At 51.6% G+C, this 24,267-nt stretch carries 12 protein-coding genes; 11 read left to right on the forward strand and 1 reads right to left on the reverse strand.

Annotation, left to right across the window (positions count from 1 at the left end):
• Nucleotide 1: 1 nt before the first annotated feature.
• Nucleotides 2-1,135 (reverse strand): PcfJ domain-containing protein, encoded by a 1,134-nt coding sequence (locus CPH80_RS01235; protein ID WP_157746834.1) that lies wholly within the window; start codon nt 1,133-1,135, stop codon nt 2-4.
• Nucleotides 1,136-1,310: 175 nt separating this feature from the next.
• Here CPH80_RS01235 and CPH80_RS01240 point away from each other — a divergent pair, with 175 nt between their 5' ends.
• From CPH80_RS01240 to CPH80_RS01290, 11 genes are all read left to right on the forward strand, one after another.
• Entirely contained in the window at nt 1,311-3,419 is a 2,109-nt protein-coding gene (locus CPH80_RS01240) for an AAA family ATPase (RefSeq protein WP_096275245.1), read from the forward strand.
• A 79-nt stretch (nt 3,420-3,498) separates the two neighbouring features.
• Nucleotides 3,499-3,756, forward strand: a complete 258-nt coding sequence (locus tag CPH80_RS01245) for a hypothetical protein (protein WP_096275246.1) — start codon at nt 3,499-3,501, stop codon at nt 3,754-3,756.
• A complete protein-coding gene (locus tag CPH80_RS01250; RefSeq protein ID WP_096275247.1) occupies nt 3,753-4,400 on the forward strand; it encodes a hypothetical protein in 648 nt (215 codons plus the stop codon). The genes CPH80_RS01245 and CPH80_RS01250 overlap by 4 nt, the downstream gene beginning before the upstream one ends.
• Nucleotides 4,401-4,421: 21 nt before the next feature.
• On the forward strand, nt 4,422-5,375 hold the full coding sequence (locus CPH80_RS01255) for a metallophosphoesterase (protein WP_096275248.1): 954 nt from the start codon (nt 4,422-4,424) through the stop codon (nt 5,373-5,375).
• Nucleotides 5,376-5,404: 29 nt separating this feature from the next.
• Nucleotides 5,405-8,047, forward strand: a complete 2,643-nt coding sequence (locus CPH80_RS01260; RefSeq protein WP_096275249.1) for a PD-(D/E)XK nuclease family protein — start codon at nt 5,405-5,407, stop codon at nt 8,045-8,047.
• Nucleotides 8,044-11,226: a UvrD-helicase domain-containing protein gene (locus CPH80_RS01265; protein WP_096275250.1), complete on the forward strand. Its 3,183-nt coding sequence runs from the start codon at nt 8,044-8,046 to the stop codon at nt 11,224-11,226. Before CPH80_RS01260 ends, CPH80_RS01265 begins: the two co-directional genes overlap by 4 nt.
• Before the next feature lie 78 nt (nt 11,227-11,304).
• The gene (locus CPH80_RS01270) at nt 11,305-11,649 is read left to right on the forward strand and encodes a hypothetical protein (protein ID WP_096275251.1); all 345 of its coding nucleotides are present in this window, start codon (nt 11,305-11,307) and stop codon (nt 11,647-11,649) included.
• A 94-nt stretch (nt 11,650-11,743) separates the two neighbouring features.
• Nucleotides 11,744-13,015 (forward strand): IS4 family transposase, encoded by a 1,272-nt coding sequence (locus CPH80_RS01275; RefSeq protein WP_096281295.1) that lies wholly within the window; start codon nt 11,744-11,746, stop codon nt 13,013-13,015.
• Between the two features lie 733 nt (nt 13,016-13,748).
• Nucleotides 13,749-16,286, forward strand: coding sequence for a hypothetical protein (locus tag CPH80_RS01280; protein WP_096275252.1), 2,538 nt, complete (start codon nt 13,749-13,751; stop codon nt 16,284-16,286).
• Nucleotides 16,279-18,264, forward strand: a complete 1,986-nt coding sequence (locus CPH80_RS01285) for a hypothetical protein (RefSeq protein WP_157746835.1) — start codon at nt 16,279-16,281, stop codon at nt 18,262-18,264. The genes CPH80_RS01280 and CPH80_RS01285 overlap by 8 nt, the downstream gene beginning before the upstream one ends.
• A 15-nt stretch (nt 18,265-18,279) precedes the next feature.
• Nucleotides 18,280-24,108 (forward strand): DEAD/DEAH box helicase, encoded by a 5,829-nt coding sequence (locus CPH80_RS01290; protein WP_096275254.1) that lies wholly within the window; start codon nt 18,280-18,282, stop codon nt 24,106-24,108.
• Nucleotides 24,109-24,267 lie beyond the last annotated feature (159 nt).

Here is a 24,267-nt window from a genome sequence, read left to right on the forward strand (position 1 = left end):
ATCAACGCTCGACCCAACGTCGAATAATATCCAGTGCCCCAGGCGAGGGATTAGCATTACGGCTCCCCCGCACTTCGCCAACAATCCAGCGGTTATTGCGGTACTCCAGTGAAATGGTCAAGCGCTCTGGCTGCATCATGCGGTAAATAAACACCTCACCCAGCGCGACGAACGTATCGTAGCTACCCACGCAGTGACGCATAGAAGAGCCTTCTTCCAACAACTCTAGCCACGACGCCAGAGGCTCAATGCCGTCAATGATAGGGAAGGGTGGAGCCGGGAAGTTTCCATGTTCCTGCACCAGCGCCTCAGCATGGGCGGCGCGTTTGGCATCGGATCCCATGCTGTTAAACCTTCCGACCAAAAGGTCGTGGAGTTCTTGCAGCGCCTGCCGTGAGCTCACCCGCTCCAGCATCTGCCTATTGCCTGCCGCCATATTCAGCGTGTCCCGAATCATTCGGCATAGCCATGTGATGTCCAAAGCTGAAGAGTGCTTATCGACCAGATACAGCATGCCCGGCCAAAGAGGCTGCCGTTGACGGAGCAGAAAGCGCAGGTGATTCAGGTGCACGCTCGGATGGTGCCTGAGCAGCGACAGAAACTCAGGCTGACTCAGCGATTTGACAACATCTTCAAGCTCCCAAGGAAGCAGCGGGGAGAGTTCAATCCGATTAATCAAACGAACCAAAGATTTGCTGGCTGGCAGGCCGACCTTATCAAGAATGACGGTGCGCTTCAGGGCTAACAATTGCTCGAACTCTTCAACACAGAGCGCTTGCCTGCGTGCGTAATCCACCAGAAGGATGAACAGCAGCGGGGAGTTTTCAGCTAACTCCCAGGCAGCCTCTGATACCGCACAGGCCTGTGCGAGCTCGAAATCCATCGCAGGCATTAACCTGGCAATAACCAATATGCCTTCGGGTATGCCGTCTGAAACCCGCGCTCCCCTGTCATCTTCCAGCGTAAACAAGGGCAGCCCTGGCGCCTCCAGAAAACGACCCTCGGCCACGATGCCGTCGTCATTCCTGCTGAACCAACGAAGCGGCCGGGCGGAATGCCAACTGTGAACAACCAATTGAATGGGGTAGTTGAGGATGGCGCTGAGATCGAAAACCACCTGGCTTTTTGGATGCATTGCCTTTTTCGTGACCACCTTTCCATAGCTCCGTCGTCGGGTTTGATTACCGTGATAGACAATAAACGTTCTTTGCGCCAAAAGCGTTCGATAATTCAGATGATATAGGAGGGTAGCGACATTTTCTGTCGCATACGGATCGTACAATACTCCTAACGATTCTGGAGGCCTGCCTATGCTGCTGTGGAACGAACTCATTAATGAAGCCCGCGAACTGGAACAAGACACGACCGCGTCCAAAGATGATCTGAGGCTGCTTCAGATCTATCTCTGCAGGCTTTACCTCACCCCCGCATACGAGAACACCCTGAGCTTGTTTAACGCTGAAGAAAGCTTGGCGTTTCTCGGTATTAAACCGCCGGAAGACGCTGATACCCTGGGCACACGAGCGCATCTGAACATCATACGCAAGCGGGAAAAGGCGCTGACATTCTCGCTCAAAGGCAAGCCGAAACTTTCCTTCGAGCCGCTACTGGCAAGCTTGGTGAAGCTCTTAAAACCCAACCTGGTGGAGACCAAGCTGTTGGTTTATGCGATGTTGCTGCTCAAACACCCGCAGGCTCAGTCGGTGCTTCGGGAGCTCGAAATAAGTGAGCTCAACAATTCCGTGAATGCACTGGCCAGGGCTATGCGTGAATCCTCCCGCACAGTTGCCCGTGCGCTGGAGGACGATTCCATGCTGCGCCAGATTCGGCTGTTTGAAACTCCCAATCGCGGCAGTGATATCTGGGATTTGGTGGAAGCCGGCCCGTTGCTTGGCCAGCTGGTACTGGCTACTTCTGACGGTGAGAAAGGCCAAAGCGAAAGTGACATTGAGCAGATGTTGTTTCGCCATGTTTGTCCGCCTGGGCCGGAAGCTCAACACCAGATCAGCGAGTTTCAGGGCGTGCCGGAACTACAGTTGATGCTCGACTATTTGCAGAATGCGCTCGCCACCAAGGCCAGAGGCAAGAACATCCTGCTTTACGGCAAGCCAGGCACTGGCAAAACCCAGCTGGCCCGGGCCATGGCCGAAAAGCTGTCGGCTCCTCTATACGAAGTACCAACCAAAGACGGTCGCTCCGGTGCTATGACCGGCCGTATTCGACTGGACGCGGCCAAGCTGGCTCAGATGTTTCTGGAAGATCGCTTGGGTGCAATATTGCTGTTCGATGAAATGGAAGACGCCTTCCGTAAAGCGGATGATCTTGCAAAAGGCTGGTTCAACCAATTACTGGAAGAAAACCAAGCCCCTGCGATCTGGATCAGCAACAACATCAGCGCGGTGGACTCGGCCTTCTTGCGCCGCTTTGATTTCATTTTTGAAGTGGAGGGGTCTGGAACGGATCAACAGGCCGAAAAGCTTGAACGTGATCTGTCGGCTCTGCCCGTTAGCCAAGCCTGGATAACAGAAGCGGCCCGCACATCCTGGATGACCCCGGCACTGGCCAAAAACCTGTTAGAAGTCGCGCAGTACCTGCCCGCAAGACAGATCATCCGTAACCAGCAGCGTCTGGAAACCCTGATGCACCAGCGCCTGTCTGCCATGGGAGAGCGCAAGCCAGCACAGTTATTGAAACGAAAACAAACACAGGACTTCCCCGAATTCCGGCAGGAATGGATTAACACCAAGCCGACTCTGAAAAACGTGGAACGCCTGGTTCGCAAGGAAGGGGCCGCTAAAGTGTGCCTGTATGGCCCGCCCGGCGCCGGTAAAACCGCCTATGCTCAGGAGCTGGCCAAGCGTCTGGAAAAGCCCTTTATGCTCCAGTCCGGAAGTGACCTTTTGGACAAGTTCATTGGTGAGACCGAGAAGAATATCGCCGCTATGTTCGACAAAGCGGAGAGAACCGGTGCTGTCTTGCTGCTCGATGAGGCCGACACGTTCCTCTACAGCCGGGGTATGGCTCAGAGCAGTTGGGAAGTGAGCGCAGTCAATGAGTTCATGATTCGCCTGGAACGGTTTGAAGGTGTTCTCCTGGCGACCACCAACCGCTTCGACAGCCTGGACAAAGCCATCCTGCGCCGCTTCCACCTGAAGGTGAAGCTCGGATACCTCAGTACCGACCAACTGAAGGAGCTTATCGAAGCCTGCGTGATGGACAAGGACAAAGCCCGAGCGTTGCGACCTGATCAACTCGCGCAATTTGTGTACCTGACACCGGGCCTGGTGCGAGGAGCGGTTCAGGGCCTTCGCTTACGAGGTTTCAAGCCGCGTACAGAACGGCTATTGGAAGCACTAAAAGCCGAACAGAGCCAGCAGACCGATGGTGTTATTGGCCAACCAATTGGCTTTGTGCAGTGAACTAAGCGATAGCGCGTAATGTGCGACATAAGCCGTCACATCCGCGTTGCATAATGATCATATCAAACAGGAGGGTCTTATGAACGCAAACTTCACGCCTAAGCAAATCTCCAAAGCTCTATTCGAAGCCGATCCCATGAACACCTGCTGCCGAGAGAACGATTGCTTCGATGAGTACGACCGCGTTGCCCAAACGGTGACAGAGAGGCTAGCCGAGGGATTGAGTCTCGACCAAGCATTGGTCGAAGAAGTCTCGAAATGGTTTTTTGACGGCGCGCACTTCGATGTCAGTAGGCTGACCCTTGCTTTCAAGCTACTCAGGGAGGATTGGCAATGATCGATAACTTCAAAACCGATTTGGTGGTTCGTGTGGCCGCCATACCCCGAGAAGAACTCCTTAAAGCTGTGGGCTATCAAAAGCCAACCTCGGCAAACCTAGAACGCCTGCAGGGTGTAATGGACTGCCCAGATTTTGGGCTGAGCGATGGAGGCTTTGATTTTAAGTTTAGTAGCGAAGGCTTTTTGAGAGCCATGTGCACGGTTGTCGGCATGGACATGGCGTTGACGAACCAGCGTATCATCCGGCTGAAAAAGCGCCTTGCAGAAGAGAAGACGGCCTTTAAGCCTTACCTCTGGGTAGATACCGGCTTCAAACGTAAAAGTCAGCCGCTTTTTGCGCTGGCAGCCTGCGAACACCAGCGTTATTTGCATTTTGCAAAGGGGTTTTGGCGTATGGCGCTCGACCAACAATTGGGTCGTGCGCAGTGTATGGTTCGTGAACATGTCTATAGAACCGGCACAGACCTTGGAATTTGGGGTGGGATCGAGCAGTATTGGTTTTACTATAAAAAAGACGCTGCCTATTTATTAGCTCGTAATGGTGAGGTGATTGGGAAGCAAATTGGCCCAGTGCCAAACCAAGCCATAGGTAGCCGAGAGCTTAATGTGATTGCACCTAGCACCCGTGAAGCCCAGCAATAATAGCCTGAGGAAATACTGACAATGTACGATTTGATTGGTGATATTCACGGCTATGCTACCGAGCTGAAAGCACTACTCGCTAAAATGGATTACCAAGAAATCGACGGCGTTTGGCAGCACCCTGAACGCAAGGTGATTTTCCTCGGGGACTTCGTGGATCGTGGGCCAGAACAGGTAGAAACCGTTAGGGTTGCTCGGAACATGGTCGAAAGTGGTAACGCCCTAGCCGTGATGGGAAACCATGAATTCAACGCTGTTTGTTGGGCTACGCCAGACCCCGAAAACTCCGATGAATATCTACGGCCCCACACCGCTAAGAATCTAGGCCAGCACCAGGCGTTTCTGGATCAAGTAGGTGAGGGGAGTGATCTGCACCGAAGCATGACTGAATGGTTTAAAACATTGCCAATATATCTCGATTTGACAGGTCTGCGAGTGGTGCATGCCTGCTGGCACCCCAAGTATCTAAAAACCATTGGCAAGTTTACGGATGATCAGAATCGACTGTTACCAGAAGCATGGGAAGCCAGCAGCCGAAAAGGCAGCGAAGCCTACGATACGATCGAAACCCTGCTTAAAGGCCTCGAAATTCCTTTGCCACCCGGGCACTACTTTCTGGACAAAGATGAAAATAAACGTACTGATGTACGAACCAGATGGTGGCAAACCGAAAAGTTGACCTACCGCGACCTTGCCATGGTTCCGGGATCTGAGATCGACAAAATTCCTCATGACCCAGTTGAAGCGGACATCCTTCCTGGATATGACGGCGAAAAGCCGGTGTTTGTTGGGCATTATTGGCTAAAAGGCGAGCCGGCCCCCTTGAGCGACCACATTGCTTGTTTAGATTACAGCGTGGCTGGGGGCGATCGCGGTGGAAAGCTTTGTGCGTATCGTTTCGATGGCGAAGCAAGTTTACGTCCACAGGGCTTTGTATGGGTTGATGGAATGACACGCCCAACCCAAAAAAGTTAGAAGCTAGAACCACAAAAAAAGGAACCGAAATGGACTTCATCCTAGTCTCGGATGCATTAACCGCCAGCGAAGCTCGCTATGCACTCGCCCAGCGCAATACCATGGGCGCAAAAGTCGGCAGCTTTTCTGTACTACTCGAAGCGTTGGCCGAGCTATGGCTTATTGAACCATCGGAGTTGGACTGGGATGTTGCGCTCCAAGAGTATGCGCTATCCATGCAGGGTGCTTTTTGGGCTCGAAGCATTCAGGTAGACGAGCCAGCAACCGTTGCGGAGTTAAAGGCCAGCCTGCGGTTTTTGCTCAACCATTTGCCTCTTGGTATTCAGCCAGTAGAAATCTTGGAACCGGCTAGTCGGTACGAGCGCTATTACAACGACCTGGTGTGCCTGCTGAAGAACATCGGGGAGCGCCCAGCGCAGGACGAGTTGGCGGAACAGTGGGTGATAGAGCACGAGGGGCTGTGTATTGAGTCGTTGTATGTCTATCAGCCGGTAAACACCGAGTGTCTATATCCCTGGCAGCAACAGGTTCTCGATATCCTGGCGGAAAAGGGCTGGTTAGCGCCGGAGCCAGAAAAGTACAATTTTATTCAGCAGCCGATACCTGCGAGTGAGAGTGCACCGATCCAGAAGTTTGCCCAAACGCTCTTTCGCCCCGAGTCAGGCATCGTCGCGAACGATGACCTGTACTGGCTAACCTGTCGTGACCAGGTTCAAGAAGTAGAAGCGGTAACTTCTTTGATTCAAAGCGCCCTAGATAACGGCACAGCCCCAGAGTGCATCGCAGTCACTGTACCCCGAGGTGGAGACTACGAGGCCTGGTTGGTAAAGCACTTTGAGCATGCAGGCATTATTGCCAGCAACCTGCGCTCTAATTCTGGTGTTTTTGATTGGCAATCTGCTCTAGTTCACGACCTCCTTACCGGATTGATTCAAAACGATATTCCCATGGCCAGCATGAGCGTAATGATCAATCCGTTGATGCCTTGGAGCGCCAGTATTGGCCATAAACTGGCGGAACAGTTGGGAGAAGGGCGAGAGCTCGACCCAGGAGTAGAGTTAAGTGCCGAAGGCCAAGCCATGCTTGAACTCTTGCAGAACCTTCCTGAGCAGACTCCGGCCGCGATTATGAGTTGGTTGAACGCTGTCGTTGCGCAGTGCGGCACTGCACGTATAAAAGGCCTAGGCAAACAGCGGTTAAAAGCACTTGTAGAGAGCACCCGCCGACTCTTAGCGCTCTACGGGGACTTCCCCTTCGAGGAACAGCTCAAACGAGTTGTCCGTCAAACACCAGTGGCGACCCTAGAATCACAAGATGACAGGGTTCGTTACCTGCATGCGATCAATATCATCCAAGAAGGCGAGCCACTACCCTTTCAGGTAGACGAGTTGTTCGTCATTGGGTTCAATCAAGGTCATTACAGTTACCAGCCAGAGCATACCGCCCCGATCCACCGAGATGCTTGGGACCAGCTGGCAAGCACGGTTGGTCTCGCCATTCCAACAGCAGAAACGAGCCTGCAGCAATGGCAAAAAGAGTTTACGGAACTGCTTGGCAGAGTCGATAGCCGCATAACATTCATACGGGCGATGAACGACTATCAAGGTAAAAGCTTGGAGCCAAGTGAAACACTGCTAGATATGGCTCTTTGTTTTCAGCCTTTGGCAGAACTCGACCCTGAACAGCTAGAACGACCCGTCATGCAGTCTAGTCATCCATTGCTACGAACCATCTCCTCTAAGCTGGATGAGCAAGACAAACCAAAGTTGGAAAACCTCCAGCTTGAACAGGAACTTTTACACGCTGTCAGGCACCAGCAGGATGGCACGATCAAGCCGGAATCCACCAGTAGCCTTGAGAAACTGATGCAATCACCGTTGGCATGGCTGTTGTATCGATTAGGCATCAAGCCTCAAGTGTGGGAGCCACAAACGCCCACAATTTCTGTGCAGGGGACAGTAGCTCACAAGGTGTTTGAGTTGTTCTCGGTCAAGCAAGGAGATCCTTGGAGCGAAGCGCTGTTCGATGAGCTGTTCAGTCAGTCAGTAGAGCAAGAGGCGTCCTTTTTGGATTCACCCCAATGGCGACTTAAGCGAACACAGCTCAGAAATAAGGTCTACAAAGCCTTGGACGGTTTTTGTGGCTGGTGTGAACAGGAAAAGTGGGATATTTCGGACACCGAACTAGAGCTGCAGGGCGAACTATGGGGAACGCCTCTGAGAGGATTTGTAGATGCCGTGCTCACTAATGGCAATCAAACGCTGATCGTAGATTACAAAACGTCAAAACATAAGCAGCGGTTGAAGCAGCTTGAAGCGGGTTACGACCTGCAGACCCTGATTTATCGCGAACTGTATCAACAGAAGAATGCCGGCAGCCAAGTCATGAGTGGATACTACACCCTGAATGACACCACCCTGCTTGCCGACCGATCATTGAGTGCTAGCGATCGGTTGAGTGTCGTCCAGCCGAGCCTCTCATTAGATGAGCAGTCTGCCAGTGCCGTTGAACTGGTCGAACAAAGGCTCGGTGAGCTGGAAAGCGGCACGATTAAACTCAATCAGACCTCAGATGATAAAACCTGGGACAAGCGCGGCATAAAAGCGTACGCCCTGACTAACAATCCTGTGGTGACGCGCTTCACCCGAGACAGTGAGGAGGAGGCGGTATGAGTCATTCAGCGATTCTCTCCCCGCAAGAACTCACATTGATCAAAGCCGGTGCGGGTGCCGGAAAAACCTACACCATTCAGAACACTCTTGCTGAATGGGTCAAGCGGGGCCAGGTAAAAGCCGACCGAATACTCGCAGTAACCTTCACCACCGATGCAGCCAGCGAAATGAGCACGAGAATTCGCCTGGCCCTTTTAAAAGAAGGACTGATGAAGGACGCACGGCTGCTGCGGAAATCGACCATCTCGACGATCCACGCTTTTGGCTTTGAGATTCTGAAAACCTTCGCTTACGAAGCTGGTAATTCACCCACACCTAGACAGCTAACCGAACAGGAACAAAATTTCCTACTAAGGGAGGCCCTAGATAAGGCGAGGTCCATCCAGCCCCTGCTCGAGGATTTGCAGCATTTTGGGTATACCGGCGGTCACGCTGGGGATGAGTACCAAGAGGGTGTCGATCAGCTTACTAGCACCATTTTGAGCGTTATCGGCAAACTCCGTTCCCTTGGTAAAGGCTTTGCTACGTCGCCAGAGGAGCGGCAAGCACTGCTCGGCCAGGCGAAAGCGGTTATTACCAAGGTATACGGCCACGTTCAGAATGACGGAGCTGCATTAACCGGCGACCTGTGGCGGGCAATTGAGGCCGTTAAAACTGAGTATCCATATCAGAAAGAGCTTGAACAAAAGAGTGAGTGGGGCAACAACAAACAAACTCGCGCGTTTGTAGGCGATATCTATGCGGCCAGCCAACAGCGTTTAGAGAGTGATTGGAAGCTGTGGGCAAGCCTTCAACACTCTGAAGACTTTAAAAAAATCCAAGAGAAGCACCCCCGCGCAGACTTGGCGGAGGCTGTTTGGAATGCTGCCGAAAAACTCAGTGTGCATCCAGGCCCATTAAACGATGCCTTACAACACATCGAGTGCCTTATAGAGGGTGTGCTGGAAGTTTTGGCAGAGTATCAGCAGACAAAAGAACAGGCGGGCTTAGTGGACTATGGCGACATGGTGCACCTCGCCAACGATATGCTGGCCAGCAATCCGGCATGGCTGGATGAAATCGCCAGTGGATACGATTGCCTGATAATCGACGAATTCCAAGACACCAACCCATTGCAGTACGCGTTACTGCGCCGCTTCCAAAAAAGCAGTAAACACACCTTCATAGTGGGTGATCTGAAGCAATCGATTATGGGTTTCCAAGGCTCGGATAGCCGTTTGTTCGCCACCTTGTTGGATGACAGCGATCAGCAGCCTGAGGTGGTTAAAGAATTGGATAGCAACTGGCGTAGCACGCCGGAGTTGATGGATTTCATCAACGATATGGGCGAGACGCTTTACGCTGCCCAGTATAAGAAATTGGCACCCAAAGCCGGCTATCAATCTGACTTGCCCGCCTTACAAGCACTACGATTTAACAAAGACAGTTGGAACCTGGATGCCAACTCCAGAAGCTCCAAGCTCGGCTTTACGAGCGAGGGCAACACGGCGCTGGCTAACCACATTGTAGATCTGCTGTGCAGTGGTAAAGAAATCACCGATCGGCAAACAAAAACCAAACGAGCGATTCGCGGTGCGGATATCGCCGTATTGGCAAGAGGGCACCGCCGACTCCGTAAGTTTGCGGATGCCTTACGCACAGCAGGAATAGACGTTCAAATCCAGCAACCGGGTTTTCTAGACTGCGATGCGGTGCAGTGGGTGCTGAATGCCCTGCAAGGATTGAATAACAGCCGAGATCAATACGCCTGGTTGGATTTACTGACCTCGCCCTTGATCAAAGGACAAAACACCGATCGATTGCAGGCACTGCTGACCGGCTATCGTGAAAAATTCAGATTTGAAAACGAATTAACCGAACAACTTATACCGCTGCGTAAATTTCTACGGACTCAGCCGGTTAAAACACAGCTGTTAACCATCATCGAAGAAACTCAGCTTTTTGAGAGTTTGCGTACACAACCCCAAGGGCCGCAGTATCGAGCAAACCTGATCAAGTTGATCGGCTTGGCAGATGAGTTCGAGGCGCTGCAGCCTGAAACACTCAACGCCATGGGCATTGCGGGCAAGAACGTCGCAACCTTCCAAGTTTGGCTGAAGCAGAGCAAAGACGGCATCGATGACCAACCAGGGGCAGACCCTCAGGCGGAGAACGCCGTTGTGCTTAAAACCTGGCACTCCTCCAAAGGCTTGGAGTGGCCGGTGGTTATGGTGCTGGATGCTGAAAAGGCGTCAGAGCCTCGCTTCCCCAACATCAGCATGGCCTATCCCGATGGTGGCATCGACACCATGCTCGAACAAAGCTTTGTGCAGATATTGCCCCAGTTCGACAATAAAGCCACCAAAGAGCGTTGCTCGGAATTACTGGCAGAAGATGAAACGGAGACAACAAAAAACCTGTACTACGTGGCCTTAACGAGGGCGCGAGAGCAGATCATCCTACCTTGCTGGGAAGGTTATACCGATGGCTCGATGCTTACCTATATCGAACCGCTGCTAAGCGCGCGGGCGGAACAGGGTAATAGTGCGCTGTATGAGGAAAGGAAGGTGATTTCCTCAGATGCCGACTTGCGTGAGGACACCGTAAAAACAGTAGAGCGGACTGAACTGCTGATTGCCCAAAACGAGCAGCCAACGAAACTCCAGCACACCATCAGCCCTTCACTAAGCAAAGACGAGGAAAGACAGGAACTGCCTGAGACGCAAACCACTGCCTACAGCTCAGGGCTTAACCTCGATACGTTCAGTGGGATACCGGCTAATGAGCTAGGCATCTGGGTGCATCGGTTGTATCAGGTCTATCTAACGGAACCAGCCTTGATTGATAAAGCCATGGCTATGCACCCCTGCTATCTCACGGACGAGGTTCAAAAAAATGCTTTGATGCTGCATTTTGAGGCATTCACAACCCACATGAATCAACTCATGGGTGGCGTGGTGCAGTGGCGTAACGAAGTGCCTGTAGTGGGAATGAACCAACAGGGACAAGTATGTAGCGGGGTAATAGACTTGATACTGGTTGGAGAAAATGAAAGTTGGTTGGTGGATCATAAAACGGATAGACGTTCCAAAAATACAAGCTATTGGCATCAGTTGCGTTATTACAGTGCTATTTCTGGCATAGAAAAGATTGCCATCAATTGGGCTGCGCAAAATACATTTGAGATAAACCGTTTATGACCAGTTCGAGAAGATGCATGCTTGGTGAATGGACACGGTACGTAAACTAACTTTAAAAGGCCTTAGTCAGGAGTAATTATGGAAATCATTAAAATAGATTACAATCAGCACAATGGCATTAATTGCCCAATCACCGGGCGTTTTATTGACTTTGACGTGGACGAGTGGGAAAACGATCAGGTTCCGGTTGGAACCATCATAGTTGCTATCCTCGACCAGGAATCGCCGGATCAGGCGATGTTTGCTTCCGACAAATTTAGCTCAAGCTGGTCTTCTTTTTACGAAGCAAAGGCAGAAATTAACGATTTCCCATTTTTAGACGAGATGGCTGAGATGTACCCAGGGGATCAGTTCAAAGCACTAATTATTTCAGGGTCACAGCTGGTAGGAGGCCAATGTCATCAACTTAAGACATTTCCCTAAAAATATCATATAATTAGAGCTCAACCACCAACGAGGAAATGCCCTATGGAGCGCAATAAAAAACCAACGGTTGACAACCCAACCGAGGTCCTGGCTGAAAATTGTACATAAATTAACCAACCTACTAAGCTGCCCCGATTTTATTGCCCAGCATCGCACCCATCCGAAGCACTTTACCCGCAAACGCCATCTGACCTTCCCCAATCTGATCCTGTTTCTGCTGAATCAGCCTAAAAGCGCCTTGCAAACCGAACTGGATGCCTTCTTTCAGACCCTCAATGGCTCGGCCTTTGAAACCCAAGTGGTCACCGCCCAAGCCTTCAGCAAAGCCCGCCAGAAGCTCAGCGCGTCCGTCTTTGAGGCTCTCAACAGCGCCCTGCATGCCCAGATGGATGAGCTGGGGCTGCACAAGACCTGGCAGGGCCTGCGCCTGCTGGCCGTGGACGGCTCCAGCATGCACTTGCCGCTGGAAGACCCACTGGCCCGGCATTTCGGAACCCACAACGGGTTGCCGGTGGCCCGGGTGTCGGTCCTGCAAGACCTGCTGTCCGATCAGGCTCTGCACACCCTCCTGATCACGCCGGATGTGGATGAGCGGGGCTGTGCCAGCATGCACCTGAAGCATGCTCCTGACCACAGCCTGATTCTGTTTGACCGGGGCTATCCCGCCCACTGGCTCTTTGTTGAGCTACAGCGCTGTGAACAGCAATTCCTGATGCGCCTGACACTGACCCATTCCCGAGAAGTCCGCGCGTTTGTGGATTCTGGAAAAGACGACGACACCGTCTCCATGACGTGCCGATCCCGGTTATCCCGACAGGTCTGTAGGCAGTCCGGTTTAGATCCGGACACACCCCTGCGGATTCGGCTGATCCGGGTGACGCTGCCCACCGGGGAAACGGAAGTGCTGGCCACCTCGCTCCTGGACACCGAGGCCTTCCCCGCCGAGCTCTTTGCCGACCTGTATCACCGGCGCTGGGGCATTGAAACCGACTACCGCCGGCTTAAGCAAACCCTGAGCCTGGAAAACGTCAGTGGCCGGACGGTCTGTGCCGTACAGCAGGACATCCACGCCTGCCAACTGCTCAAGAACCTGGCCCTGCTGATGCAGGCCCTACAGCAGCCCGACATTGAGCGCAAAACCGCACACCGGAAACTGGCCTGGAAGGCTAACTTCACTCAGGGCGTGTCCCGCCTGAAGCATACCCTCGTCGCCCTTCTGGTGCGGCCCAGCTGTGAGGCCCTGGATAATCTGTGTCGTCTGATGGGTAACAGTCTGAGTGCGGTGCGCCCCGGGCGGAGTAGCCCACGACGCCGAAAACGACCGGCCACCAAAGGCTGTGAAGGGTACAAGCCGACTCGCTGACCGACACCAAACCTCGACGACGTTTAACGAGATTTCCTGACAGACTGTGCTGGCCACCGGTCGGATGACGCTCGCCCTGAATAGTGCTTAAATCGCTCTGACACACCTGCAAATGCACCATTGACGGTCTTTGGAGCTGATTTCGGGTTAGACTCTGACTTTAATCGCCTGTCGATTCAATAGTAGGCTGTCTCACGATTGGTAATCTTGGTGACTCAGAAGGTCATGATGGACTTTTGGGGCTTAAGTTGATGACATTGGGTAGGAGGCTCTTATTGCATTGTGATTGGTAAAGAATATGACTTGAACAGTCTTTTGTGCTCAGCTGACTAAATCGCCCCGGATATTTTATACATTCATCAGGCTCTGAGAAGGGCCTGCCTAAAAAACAGCAATAGGCACTGTGCATGCATTAGTCCGCATATTCAAACAATCGACAAATCAAACAGTTAAATAACAAGATTTTACAGCCCCTCCCTTTCTCTTTACATCAATCTGCCGCATTATCTTACTCATAACTAAATTGTAATTTCGTATATAGCGACATTGGATGTCGGGTCTCACTGTTAGTATCCCACCCGAATCAATAAAAATCGTCGCGAAATTTTTCAGGGGCCAAGCATGCAAATACTGAACGCACCAAGTGCGCGCATTTTAGTGCGAGGTTTGGAATGGATCCTTTGCCGCGCATCCTTCGTTCGACTGGATTGCTAGGTGGTTGCGAGGTGACGTTATGACTGCCAAGCGTTCAATACTTACAGCAAAAGAGTGGGAGGAATGCCTACAACACCATTACTTGCGAACGGATGGGCCGAGTGGAAGCACGCCTCTGGATTCGCTGGATGCTACGCCTTCAGAACTTCGCACAGCGGCCGGCCTTGAGGATCTGTCTGACGAAGAGATTCTTAGTGCATTTATGGCGATTTTTTCTCGGGATACTGTAAGAAAAGTTCTGGGTACGGAAGTGTCCAAATATGTAGGTTCTCATGTGTACCACCGTTTCCACTTCCTCGTTTTAACCTGTGTTGTGAGCGCAACAACAACTGAAGCCGGCGACTCTGGTAATTTTCGTGAGCGTTTAGGCGTGCTGTTTGATGATGGTAATGGTCAGGAGCAGCAGGTCCAAGGCGTCAACTCTCTTTGGCGCTCATTAGCAAGGTGGATCGATAACGAAATCTCAAAAGGGGAGCCATTTAGACGGATCGTTCTACCTGAGCCAGGAAACATGACCCAGATAGGGTATGCAGTTCGGCTAGCATATCCATCAAGAAATGATCGATCTCAGCTGAAAAGCGTTCTGAAACGATTGCCAGAACGAGCTCTGGAAAACCGCTATGTCCTTTTTCAGCAGTTATCTAGAGAAAGCGCTCAGCTTCCGGAGCGCATGCAGAATGATCTGCGCGAATTGGAGATGCTTTATCGGCAGAGCGGTTCCTTTGAGCAGAATTCATTTTGGCGGCTGATCGAGAATGTACTGGCAGAGCTTTCGCAAAGTGAGCCCGGAAGATCCTCTCTGCTGTGGTGTTTATCTCTTGCTTTTACCGGCTGGGATGGCGACGAAATTGAAGCTTCGTTGGCGCGGGGAAACCGGAGGTCTCAGTTAGATTACTCATATTGGTCTGGTAGCTTTGAAGAGCTTTTGAATTATTCCAACGCGCCTCTTCAAGTAAAAAAACTACTCAATTCTGGTGTTGTAATCTTACATGAAATTCCCGGTGGTCTGTGGGTTCAAGATGACCGAAAAGCACCGGAAGACTGCAGAGTCATAGTCCTTTCATGTCTGGATGATGTCGTCGCTTCTATGCGGGCTATCTTGACTGCTGGCAGATACTGGAAGGTCACGGAACCGATGACCCTGGCTGAAGCGCTTGAGCTGACCAGAGGGAAAGGGATCGTTAAGAAAGAGGTTTCACAGCCTAGTGTTCAACTAGAAGGCGGAGTGCCGCTTGGTCGGGGAAAGTGGCTTAACAGGCCCGGTTTGTTGCCCTACATACGACTTCATGATTGTCGACAGCTCACCATCATTCCGGAAGTAGCCCTCAGGTATGAGGGAGGCGTGGCCATAATGGAAGACTCTTCGCCAACTGATGGTCGACGACGAATGGATGCCTCAGCCAGCGACGCATCCATTTTTAAAACATCGTTTCAGCTACTACGCAATGCTCCGCTAGCAACTCGATGGGCAGCGAGATCTGAACGTCATGAGGAGTCAGTGGAGGTGCGCTTTGAAGGCGGGCCATTTCTTACGGATGGTGCACATCCCTTTAGCGCGGGTTTGTATCCGAATCGCTTCGCTGACGTTCTAGAAGCTATATATGCACGTGCTGGATCGCCACGCCCAGAGGGCGAGATAGTTCAGCTCATCAAACGAGTAGTGCCTAGCTCAGTGTCCCCTTGGGATATCCAGCGCTCGCTGGAGGAGGCTGGCTGGATTGCTCAGGATCTAAATCGGCAATGGCGGGGGCGATTTTGGAGAGTGATGCCACCTCATATTGTACTGACGGGTGGCGAAACGGCGCTGGTTGAGGGGGCCTTGGGCAGCGCTGAGCTGGATCTGCTGACGGTTGAAGCAAAAAAAGTCTCAGTAGCAATTATGATAAACGCAGAAAATCCCTGGGCTGTACCTGTTGTTGGGCTTGTTGGTGATCGTATTCCTGAGGTGGCCGAAAAGCTAGATTACAAAATTTATCAGGCAAAAATTCCGAAACTTCGACCAGCTCCCGCTTGTTGGCTGGAGGAGAAGCGTACAACGCAAGGTCGTGAATGTGCAGGAATCTGGCACTCTGAGTTAAAAAAGTTCATACCGGGCGATGTAAACAAAGCGGTCACCTGGGCGCTTTCACGCTTTATCCGAGATGATGATAGAGATGTGTATAGCGTTAGAGGAAAGAGTCACGAGTTTGTCGCTTCTCAGCGCGTTGTTGCGTTCCTGGAATATTCCCGCCTTTCCAGAAAATCGCAATTTGAGTGGTTTGATTCGATTCTCCGCAGCAAACGCCCTGGAGGACACCTTCCGTTACCAGTCGCCCAATGGTTAAGGCGGGCGTCCTTTGTGCAAACAGGGCCAGCTCTGGTTGAATCCGGCCAGTCACATTATTTGTATGGTGTTAGCCTCAGCCAAGTAAACGTTCTGACGACGATATTTGGGGAGGCCATATCCCTGCAAGGATTACAGAGCCATAAGCCGGCTGCAGCATCGCTTGCTATACAGCGGCGAAGGGGCGAACGATTGAGTATTTATAAGCATGGAGGTGCAGGTTTTTATGGCTAACGGACTCTATCTCGGTTACTCAGATTATCTTCCCAATCCCTATACAAGAATTACCTGTGTAGCAAAGGCCGTCGCAGGACAATGGCGGCGAGACGAAGATTTTTCCGCAGACCTGCCGCCATTTGGGAAGGCTTTTGCCGTCAGTTTGTCGTGGTTACAGTTGAATCAGCCCGTGGCCATTACGGCCGTCTTGAATCCCAGAACTTCTCTTGATGAAAATAAAGACCAGTTTATCGTTGATCAGGCAAAGTCCTTGAGGCAAGTGGTTGATTTCAGGAAAAGAGGAATGGAGGCAGCAAGAGCGGCGTTACTTGAAAATGGAGTAGTCCGAGTGGCTCCCCGGTCTTCTGAGCTTATTGCTGCCATTTCAGATACTCAATGCGCTGTTATAACTCTTTCCGAGCATCCGGTGTCTGGAAGGCTGGTAGCGCCCTCCGGTGCGATAAAGCTGTTCAAGTTAAACCCTGAAGTATTTTCAGGTGATAAGTTCGATGACCAGTTTCTGGAAATTCCAGGGGTAACTGTTGGTGAGTTTCAGGAAGAAATACATTGGCAGATGGATCAGGACCTGCTCGATACGGTGCTTAAACGCCTCAAGAAGTTCGATGAAAAGGGACCTTCCAAAACTGAACGTGAACGAATTATTTCTGTTTTGAATCGGGCATCCGCATTAGCCCAAGAACAACCTGAGTGGGACTCATTAAATGAGTGGCTAGAGAGCTATTCTGCCCGCGCTCAAGAACACCTCAACTCTCCAGAGGAAGTTGCGGTGGCTCTTTCGGATCTTGCACCAGTGCGGGATGAGCTAGAGCTTATTCGAGCGCGTGCAGCTGAGGAGCTACGTTGCGACCTTGAACCTGTTGTGAGAGCTGAAATAGAGAAGGATCTGAGTGAGCTTTACGATCAATGGGACACGGTGGAAGAAGAGTTAGAAAAAGAAAAAACTAAGCTGGGAGAGGTCCTTCACGAGTATGAAAATGTTTCAAAAACATTAACGACTTTCAGGCAACAACTTTTTACTGAAGTTGCAGAGCTAAACGGTGTGCTGGGTGATATTCGTGAGCCGGATAGTGAAAGTTCTCAAGATTTGGTTGACCGCTTAAAGGAGTCGCTGGGTTCAGCAGGAGCTCTGATTCAGCCTGTTGACCAGACACTTCCCCCTTGGGCGCGTGTCGACCAGTCAGCTGTGGCGCAGCCAGTAGACTTCAAAGCATTCACTGAACGCCTGTCGGTGGATGCGAGAAGGGTTGGTCTAAACATTGAAGACCTATCTTCGCTGGATATAGCGTTGCGATCTGGTGCACTCACCATACTGCCACAAGCTGCCGCAGAGATTGTGCTCCCTTCTTACGCCAACGCGGCTACCGGCGGCGAATTTGTGCGACAACCGCTTGGGCCAGGCGTTTTAAGCCTAGATGACTTATGGACTGAACCGGTTAGGGGAGCTTTAACCGCATTTGCTCGGGCCTGGAACGCGGCCCTAAAAAATAGTGAACGCTTCTACCTTGTATGGCTTGATGGCCTGCAGCGGACGCCGATGGATGTCTGGTTGCCGAGCTTGGTTGGGGTGCTTGCTAGTCAACACCGACCGAAAAACTTGCTTATAGCCGCAAGCCTTGATGCTCCTCTTCTTGATCGCGATCGCATTTTCCCGAACTTGGACAAGGTAGCTGTTTCGCTGACTCCTTCTCTGAGTGGGCTTAGGCCTGCCAATTTTCTTACCGGAAACAATAGCGCAGCGCCTCAAAATACGGTTCTTATCACTGACCAGCCATCTGAGATGGATAGTGCCGATTTACTGGACTACCTCGACGATGTGCAAGAAAAGGAAGAGGGCGTCATCTCTCTGGAGGCAGGGATGTTTCGAGCTGCATGCCATTATGCCGAAGGTAACACCTCGGCAACTGACATATTGAAACAAACCACTGCACTGCGTGATAGCGGGCGTAGCTGGTTAAAAGCACTTTTTGAGAATTAACACTGAGGCGTTGTGATGATAGACCCTATAGGTGCATATAAAGATATCCAGGAACTCTATCTTTCCTATCTGGATACAGTTTATCGACTCAGACGCGACGATCTGCGGCAGGAGCGCATGAAACTGCTATCCCAGCCGGGTACGTTGATGCCAGAACCTTTCCTTGAGCCTGTTGTGCGTTATCGTCCAGCAGAGAACTCTATGGAGTGTTTGTTTGATCAGGAGTCGGATGAGAATCCACTTTGTCGCTTTTCGAAAGATGAGCGCCAAGCCATCATAGAGATGACCCTTTCTGGCTTGTTCCCTGGCAAAGAATCAGAAGGCGACCTGAGGCGAAGCAGCCTATTTAAACCCTACCAGCATCAAATGGATATGCTCCGCCGAGGCTTGAGGCCCGGGCATCCCGGTATAGTGACTTCGGGTACTGGGTCAGGGAAAACAGAAGCTTTTCTGCTCCCCATACTTGCCGAGCTTATGGCAGAGGCTACTCGCTGGCCAGCACCGGGCTCTGGCTACCTTGATACCCGCTGGTGGAAAGACGGTGATGCTTTTGCTCCGCATAGAAAAGAGGAGTCTCGCTCCCGTCCTAAGGCCGTAAGAGCGTTGCTACTTTATCCAATGAATGCCTTGGTTGAAGACCAGATGGTTCGGTTACGGAAGATGCTCGATTCTCCCGAAGCTGAAACGGTTTTGAATCAGCGTGCTAATGGTAATCGGATATTTTTTGGTCGGTACACCAGTGCTAGTCCGGTGCCGGGTTATCTGATGCATCCCCGGCGCGTTGATCAGCAGGAGAGAACACGCGGAAAAAGGCGTTTGGAGCGGGCACGTATCGCACTTTGTGGCCTAGCCGAAGACCAGAACAAGGCACAGCGGTTCGATGCTATTTCCGGAGAGTCTTCAGACCCAACCCGGTACCTTTTCCCGTCACCGGAAGGCGCTGAACTGATCACCCGGTGGGATATGCAGGAGACACCACCAGACCTTTTAGTGACAAACGTTTCGATGCTGAACGCTATGCTTTCGCGCGAAGTAGACGCTCCAATCTTTGAACAGACGCGGCTATGGCTGGAAACTGATCCAGAGGCTTACTTCTTCCTTGTTCTCGATGAGCTTCATTTGATACGTGGCTCCACTGGTTCTGAAGTTGCGTCTTTGATTCGAGTTTTAATTAATCGACTTGGACTGGATCGTCCTGAACTTCGTCACAAATTACGAATTCTGGCTTCGAGCGCCTCACTACCAATAGAGGGCGACGAGAGATCGGCAAGCCTGCAGTATTTGTATGATTTTTTTGGCCCTTTTGGAAGCTTTGTAAACCCGTCAAGCAAAGGGAACGCCAGCCCAGACGACTGGGCCACTTCAGTGGTAACGGGTGAGGTGTCCTTACCTCAACCTTCAGTCTCAGGACAAATTTCACCAAGTCCCTTCGAGGCACTGACCAAGCATTTGAGTCCGAGTGCTGAATACATCGGCAAGCTTAACTGTGAGCCTGGAAAAGACCCAGAACTTGATCGACTTATAGCCATTTGCGGTGAGGTGCTGGGGTTATCTGCCAATGCTTCATTACCGAACATCGTAGATGAGGCTGCAGCCATGCTCACGTATGGGTGCGCTGACGACAGTGGTGAAATCAAGGCTAGACCTTTATCCCAGTTAGCTCGGAAAATTTTTGGCGATCCTGGCGCGATAACTGCAGTACGAGGTTTGACGCTGATCAGAGGCCTTGGGGATGAGGTGGGGTCTGAGAGTATTGCATTTCGTGAGCACCTTTTTTTGCGAAGCTTGGAGGGACTATTTGCAACCCCACTGATGACGGAAGAGGGGTTGCAATACGAAGGGTTGACGGTCGAGCGGGGCGCCAGTCACGTCGAAACGTCTCAGGGAGCGCAGCGGCTGTTTGAGCTGTTTCATTGTGAAGGGTGCCATTCGGAGTTTATTGGCGGTTTAAGGGGGCATGGAGGCCATCGTGGGCCAAATCCACCGATAGAGCTGCTCCCTCATACTCAGGATCTTGAGAAGCTTCCAGAGTCTGGTGCAGGCCGGAGTTTTGAGGACCTTAGCCATGAGGAGTTCGTTCTTTTCTGGCCTTCCAATAAGGATCCCAGGAAGGGAGACAATGACGCCGAAAGTTGGGTGCCAATGTGGCTAGATACCAAAAATGGGCAGTTGCGCCGCGGTCCTGCGGCTCAGGGTGAAGTAGGGACTATAAGTGGAAGCGCCTTCTCAATCATAAAAGGCGGTAAAAGAGATACGAAGGCCCCGAAGACTGCAGCTCCAAATTGCTGTCCGGCTTGCGGTTCTGATTATTTTAGGCGAAGTGATCAGTACCGTCGTTCACCGATTCGAAACTTCAGAACCGGCTTTGCTAAAACCTCTCAGCTTCTGGCTACTGAGGTTCTTGAGCTTTTGAAGCGCTCAGGCAACGCTCCCAAAGTTGTTGCGTTTTCTGATAGTCGGCAAGATGCGGCGAAAACGGCCATTGATATAGAAAGGCATCATCACAATGACGCTCGGCGGAAGGTTTTGGTGGATGCTTTACAAAAAGCGGCTCAACCGACAGAGGATCTTCCTACACTGAGGAAGCGTCAACAAACAGCAGAAGATGATGGTGATTATGAATTGTCAGATGAGCTGACCGCACTAATAAGGCGGGCTAGAAATCAAGGAGCTACCGACCGCATTCCGCTGGAATACGTCCTCGAGATTTCGGATTTCAGCGCACCGAGGAGCGGCACTAAAGCTCATCCGCTTCTGCAGGGGATGATCAATATTGGTGTTCACCCAACAGATGAGACGGGTGTAGAGCAGATAGCAGGCGCCGACGGAAAATGGGCCAAGTTTGATTGGCCCGAACTCTTCAAGAGGCAAGAAGGTTCAATTCATTGGAACACAGACCTTGATCCACTTGATATCAACGCAGCGCGTGTAGAAGTGGCCAAAGCCCAGAGAACACTAATCGAAGATGTGTTGTTTTCTCGGAACTATTTCGCACTGGAAGAGACCGGGCTTGGCTATCCCTGTGTCGAAGTCGGTAAAGGGGCAGGAGCCGAGGCTGAGGCAGAGGAACTTGATGCGTTCCTTCGCGTTCTCGCTGATAACTACCGGGTACTGGCCAATAAGTGGGTTCGTGAAGATGACATCAAAGAATGGGTTGATGGCCATTCCGTCAGTAATCGTCGCGTGAAGGGGTTCATGAAGGCGTCAGCAGTGGATGCCTCAGGTATGACCGGGGTTTTACAAAAACTCGAGAACCTTGGCCATAAAGGGGGGATTATTCGGCTTGAACGGCTGCGTGTTCGCCTAGTTAAACCGGATGCGCCCGTGTTTGAATGCCAAACCTGTGGCAGGGCGCACCTGCACCGGGGAACCGGTGTTTGTACTCGTTGTCATGATCCTTTGCCTGAAAAGCCGAACCTTACCGCAGGTGATTTACGCCGCCGGAATTACATTTCTTTGCGACTTGAGAAAGCGCTCTCGGATGAACAATCTTCGTTCAGGCTCCGGTGCGAAGAACTGACAGGCCAGACCAGTTCGCCTGCGGATCGACTGCGTCGCTTTCAGGGAATATTTCTGGATGAAGAGGCGGGCAGCCTTAAACGGCTTGCTGAGGAAATAGATCTGCTCTCGGTTACCACAACGATGGAAGTGGGCATCGACATTGGCTCGCTCCAAGCGGTCTACCAGGCGAACATGCCTCCCCAGAGATTTAACTACCAGCAGCGTGTTGGCCGGGCGGGGCGGCGTAAACAAGCCTTTTCCTTGGCCATGACACTCTGCCGTGGGCGAAGTCATGATATGCATTACTTTCGTCATCCAGAGGCGATTACTGGCGATGCACCACCGCCACCATTCCTCACTCAGGATCATATAGACATCGCTCTTCGGCTGGTGCGTAAGGCTTGGCTGACTAAAGCTTTTGGGCTCTTGCGTCAGGAGGAAGGGGCTGAATTTCCTGGAGATCAGGCACCGCCGGACATTCATGGTGAGTATCTTCCGGCAAGAAATTTTTATGAACAAAACAGCAGCTGGCCGGTGCGCTTGGAGGCAGCGTTATTGCGAACGATCCATGTATCTGACGAAATTTGTAGTGTGCTGGGTGCAGGCATACCGGGAAGAGCAGAAGCTTTGAGCGGGCATATGCAGCCCGAACTTGTTATGAAAGAAATAATAGCTTTGGAGGCTGAAGGGGCGCGCAGAGATATCGGGTTGGCTCAGTTCCTTGCGGAAAGCGGTTTGTTGCCTATGTTCGGTATGCCAACAAGAGTTCGGCCCATGTACCTTGGGCTTAAATCTGCCGGGCAGGATGGCGTTGAGTGGGATTTGGTCGACAGAGAGGTTGACGTCGCGATCTATGAGTTTGCGCCTGGCCAGGTGGTTGTTCGCGACAAACGACTCCATGAGAGTATCGGGTTTACAGACCAGCTAGGTTATGTACAACGGTCAAAGGGCGGATCCAAGATTTTACCTTCGCCCAGTGAGAACTGGTGGGCTGAAAAGGCAGGCATTGCAGATTGCCCAAGTTGTGGTGCATTGAATCGGACGGACGGCGACATAGAGCCAAAAAACCTGAGTTGCGATGACTGCGGCAAAGATATTCCCGCTGAAAATGTTGAACTGTATTTCTCACCAGCCGCATTTCGCACAGACTTCATACCAAGAACTTCTGATGGCACAGAGCCACCGAGAAGCATGGTAAGGCGTGAGACTGGCGCAATCATAAAGCCTATGGAAACGACTATTGTCAGCGATACCAACCTCTCCGTTGCCAGTGGAACTGAAGCCTATGTGATCAGGCGCAATCGCGGCCCGATTGCAGTAGGGGGAGAGCCTGAAACCTATGAAATCGTTACCCGGGCACAGAGCCGAGTATTCGTACCAGTGAAGGGGTTCAAATCCATCACCGAGCTGCCCAATCAAGCCATTCTTGCGGAGAAAGCGAAAAGCCGCGAACACTGGATTGAGCAGCCGGAAGGACCGGCCCCTGCGCAAGTCAGACTTTTCTCCAGTAAGCGAACTGATGCGATCAGTATAGGTATGCTCGGTATTGCCGATGGGCTTTCAATGGATCGTATTGGGCCAAGAAGGCAGTCAGGGACTAGCCTGAGGGCCGCTGCATTAAGTGCAACTCATATGCTCGTGCAAAGAGCATCTTTGGCTATGGATATTGCACCTGAAGAGTTTGAGCCGCTTGAACCAAGATTGCGCGATGGGAAACCATACTTACAAATCGCGGACACTTTGGTTAACGGTGCAGGATTTTGCCGTCGATTAGCTAAAGCAGGTAAAGGGCCTGAGCCGTTCGTTGTCGAGTTAATCCGTTCTTTGATCGACAACCCCGACGATGCGATGACTGGAGCTTTCTTTGAGCAAACTCATAAGGGGGAATGTATCCGATCCTGTTACCGCTGTATCCAGCGATACGGTAACCGGGGTTACCATGGTTTGCTCGATTGGCGACTCGGCATTGGCTTTCTTCGAGCTCTGGTTGACCCGACATACAAGGCGGGACTCGACGGGGAATTCCATCGCTATCCTGAGCTAGAGGATTGGCACAGCCAAGCAAAAATGGCGGCTGAAAACATCCGCCGTTTGAATCCGGATCATTGCAGGGTGGTATCGATTGGGCGTATCGGCCTGCCTGCGGTAATCGACAAGAGCAACCCCGAATCACACGAGGCGTTTGTGATCGTTCATCCTTTCTGGGATCTCCATACCCCAGCTCCAGCGCTCAAAGAGGCCGTGGATGAACTGGATCACTCTCTCGCGGTGTACTTTGTAGACACGTTTGAAGCTAGTCGCCGGTTAATGAGCGCAATGCAGTTTGCGAGGACACGAATATGATTAGACTTACAGCATGTCAGATCTGAGGCAAATAGAGAGGCCCTGAGAAGGGCCTCTCTAAAAATCAGCAATGAATGCAGAGCGTGCAATTAGTTCACTTATGCAAACAACCAAAAATCAAGCAGTTAAATAACAAGATTTTACAGCCCCTCCCTTTCT

Source organism: Marinobacter sp. LV10R510-11A (assembly GCF_900215155.1).
Lineage (GTDB): Bacteria > Pseudomonadota > Gammaproteobacteria > Pseudomonadales > Oleiphilaceae > Marinobacter.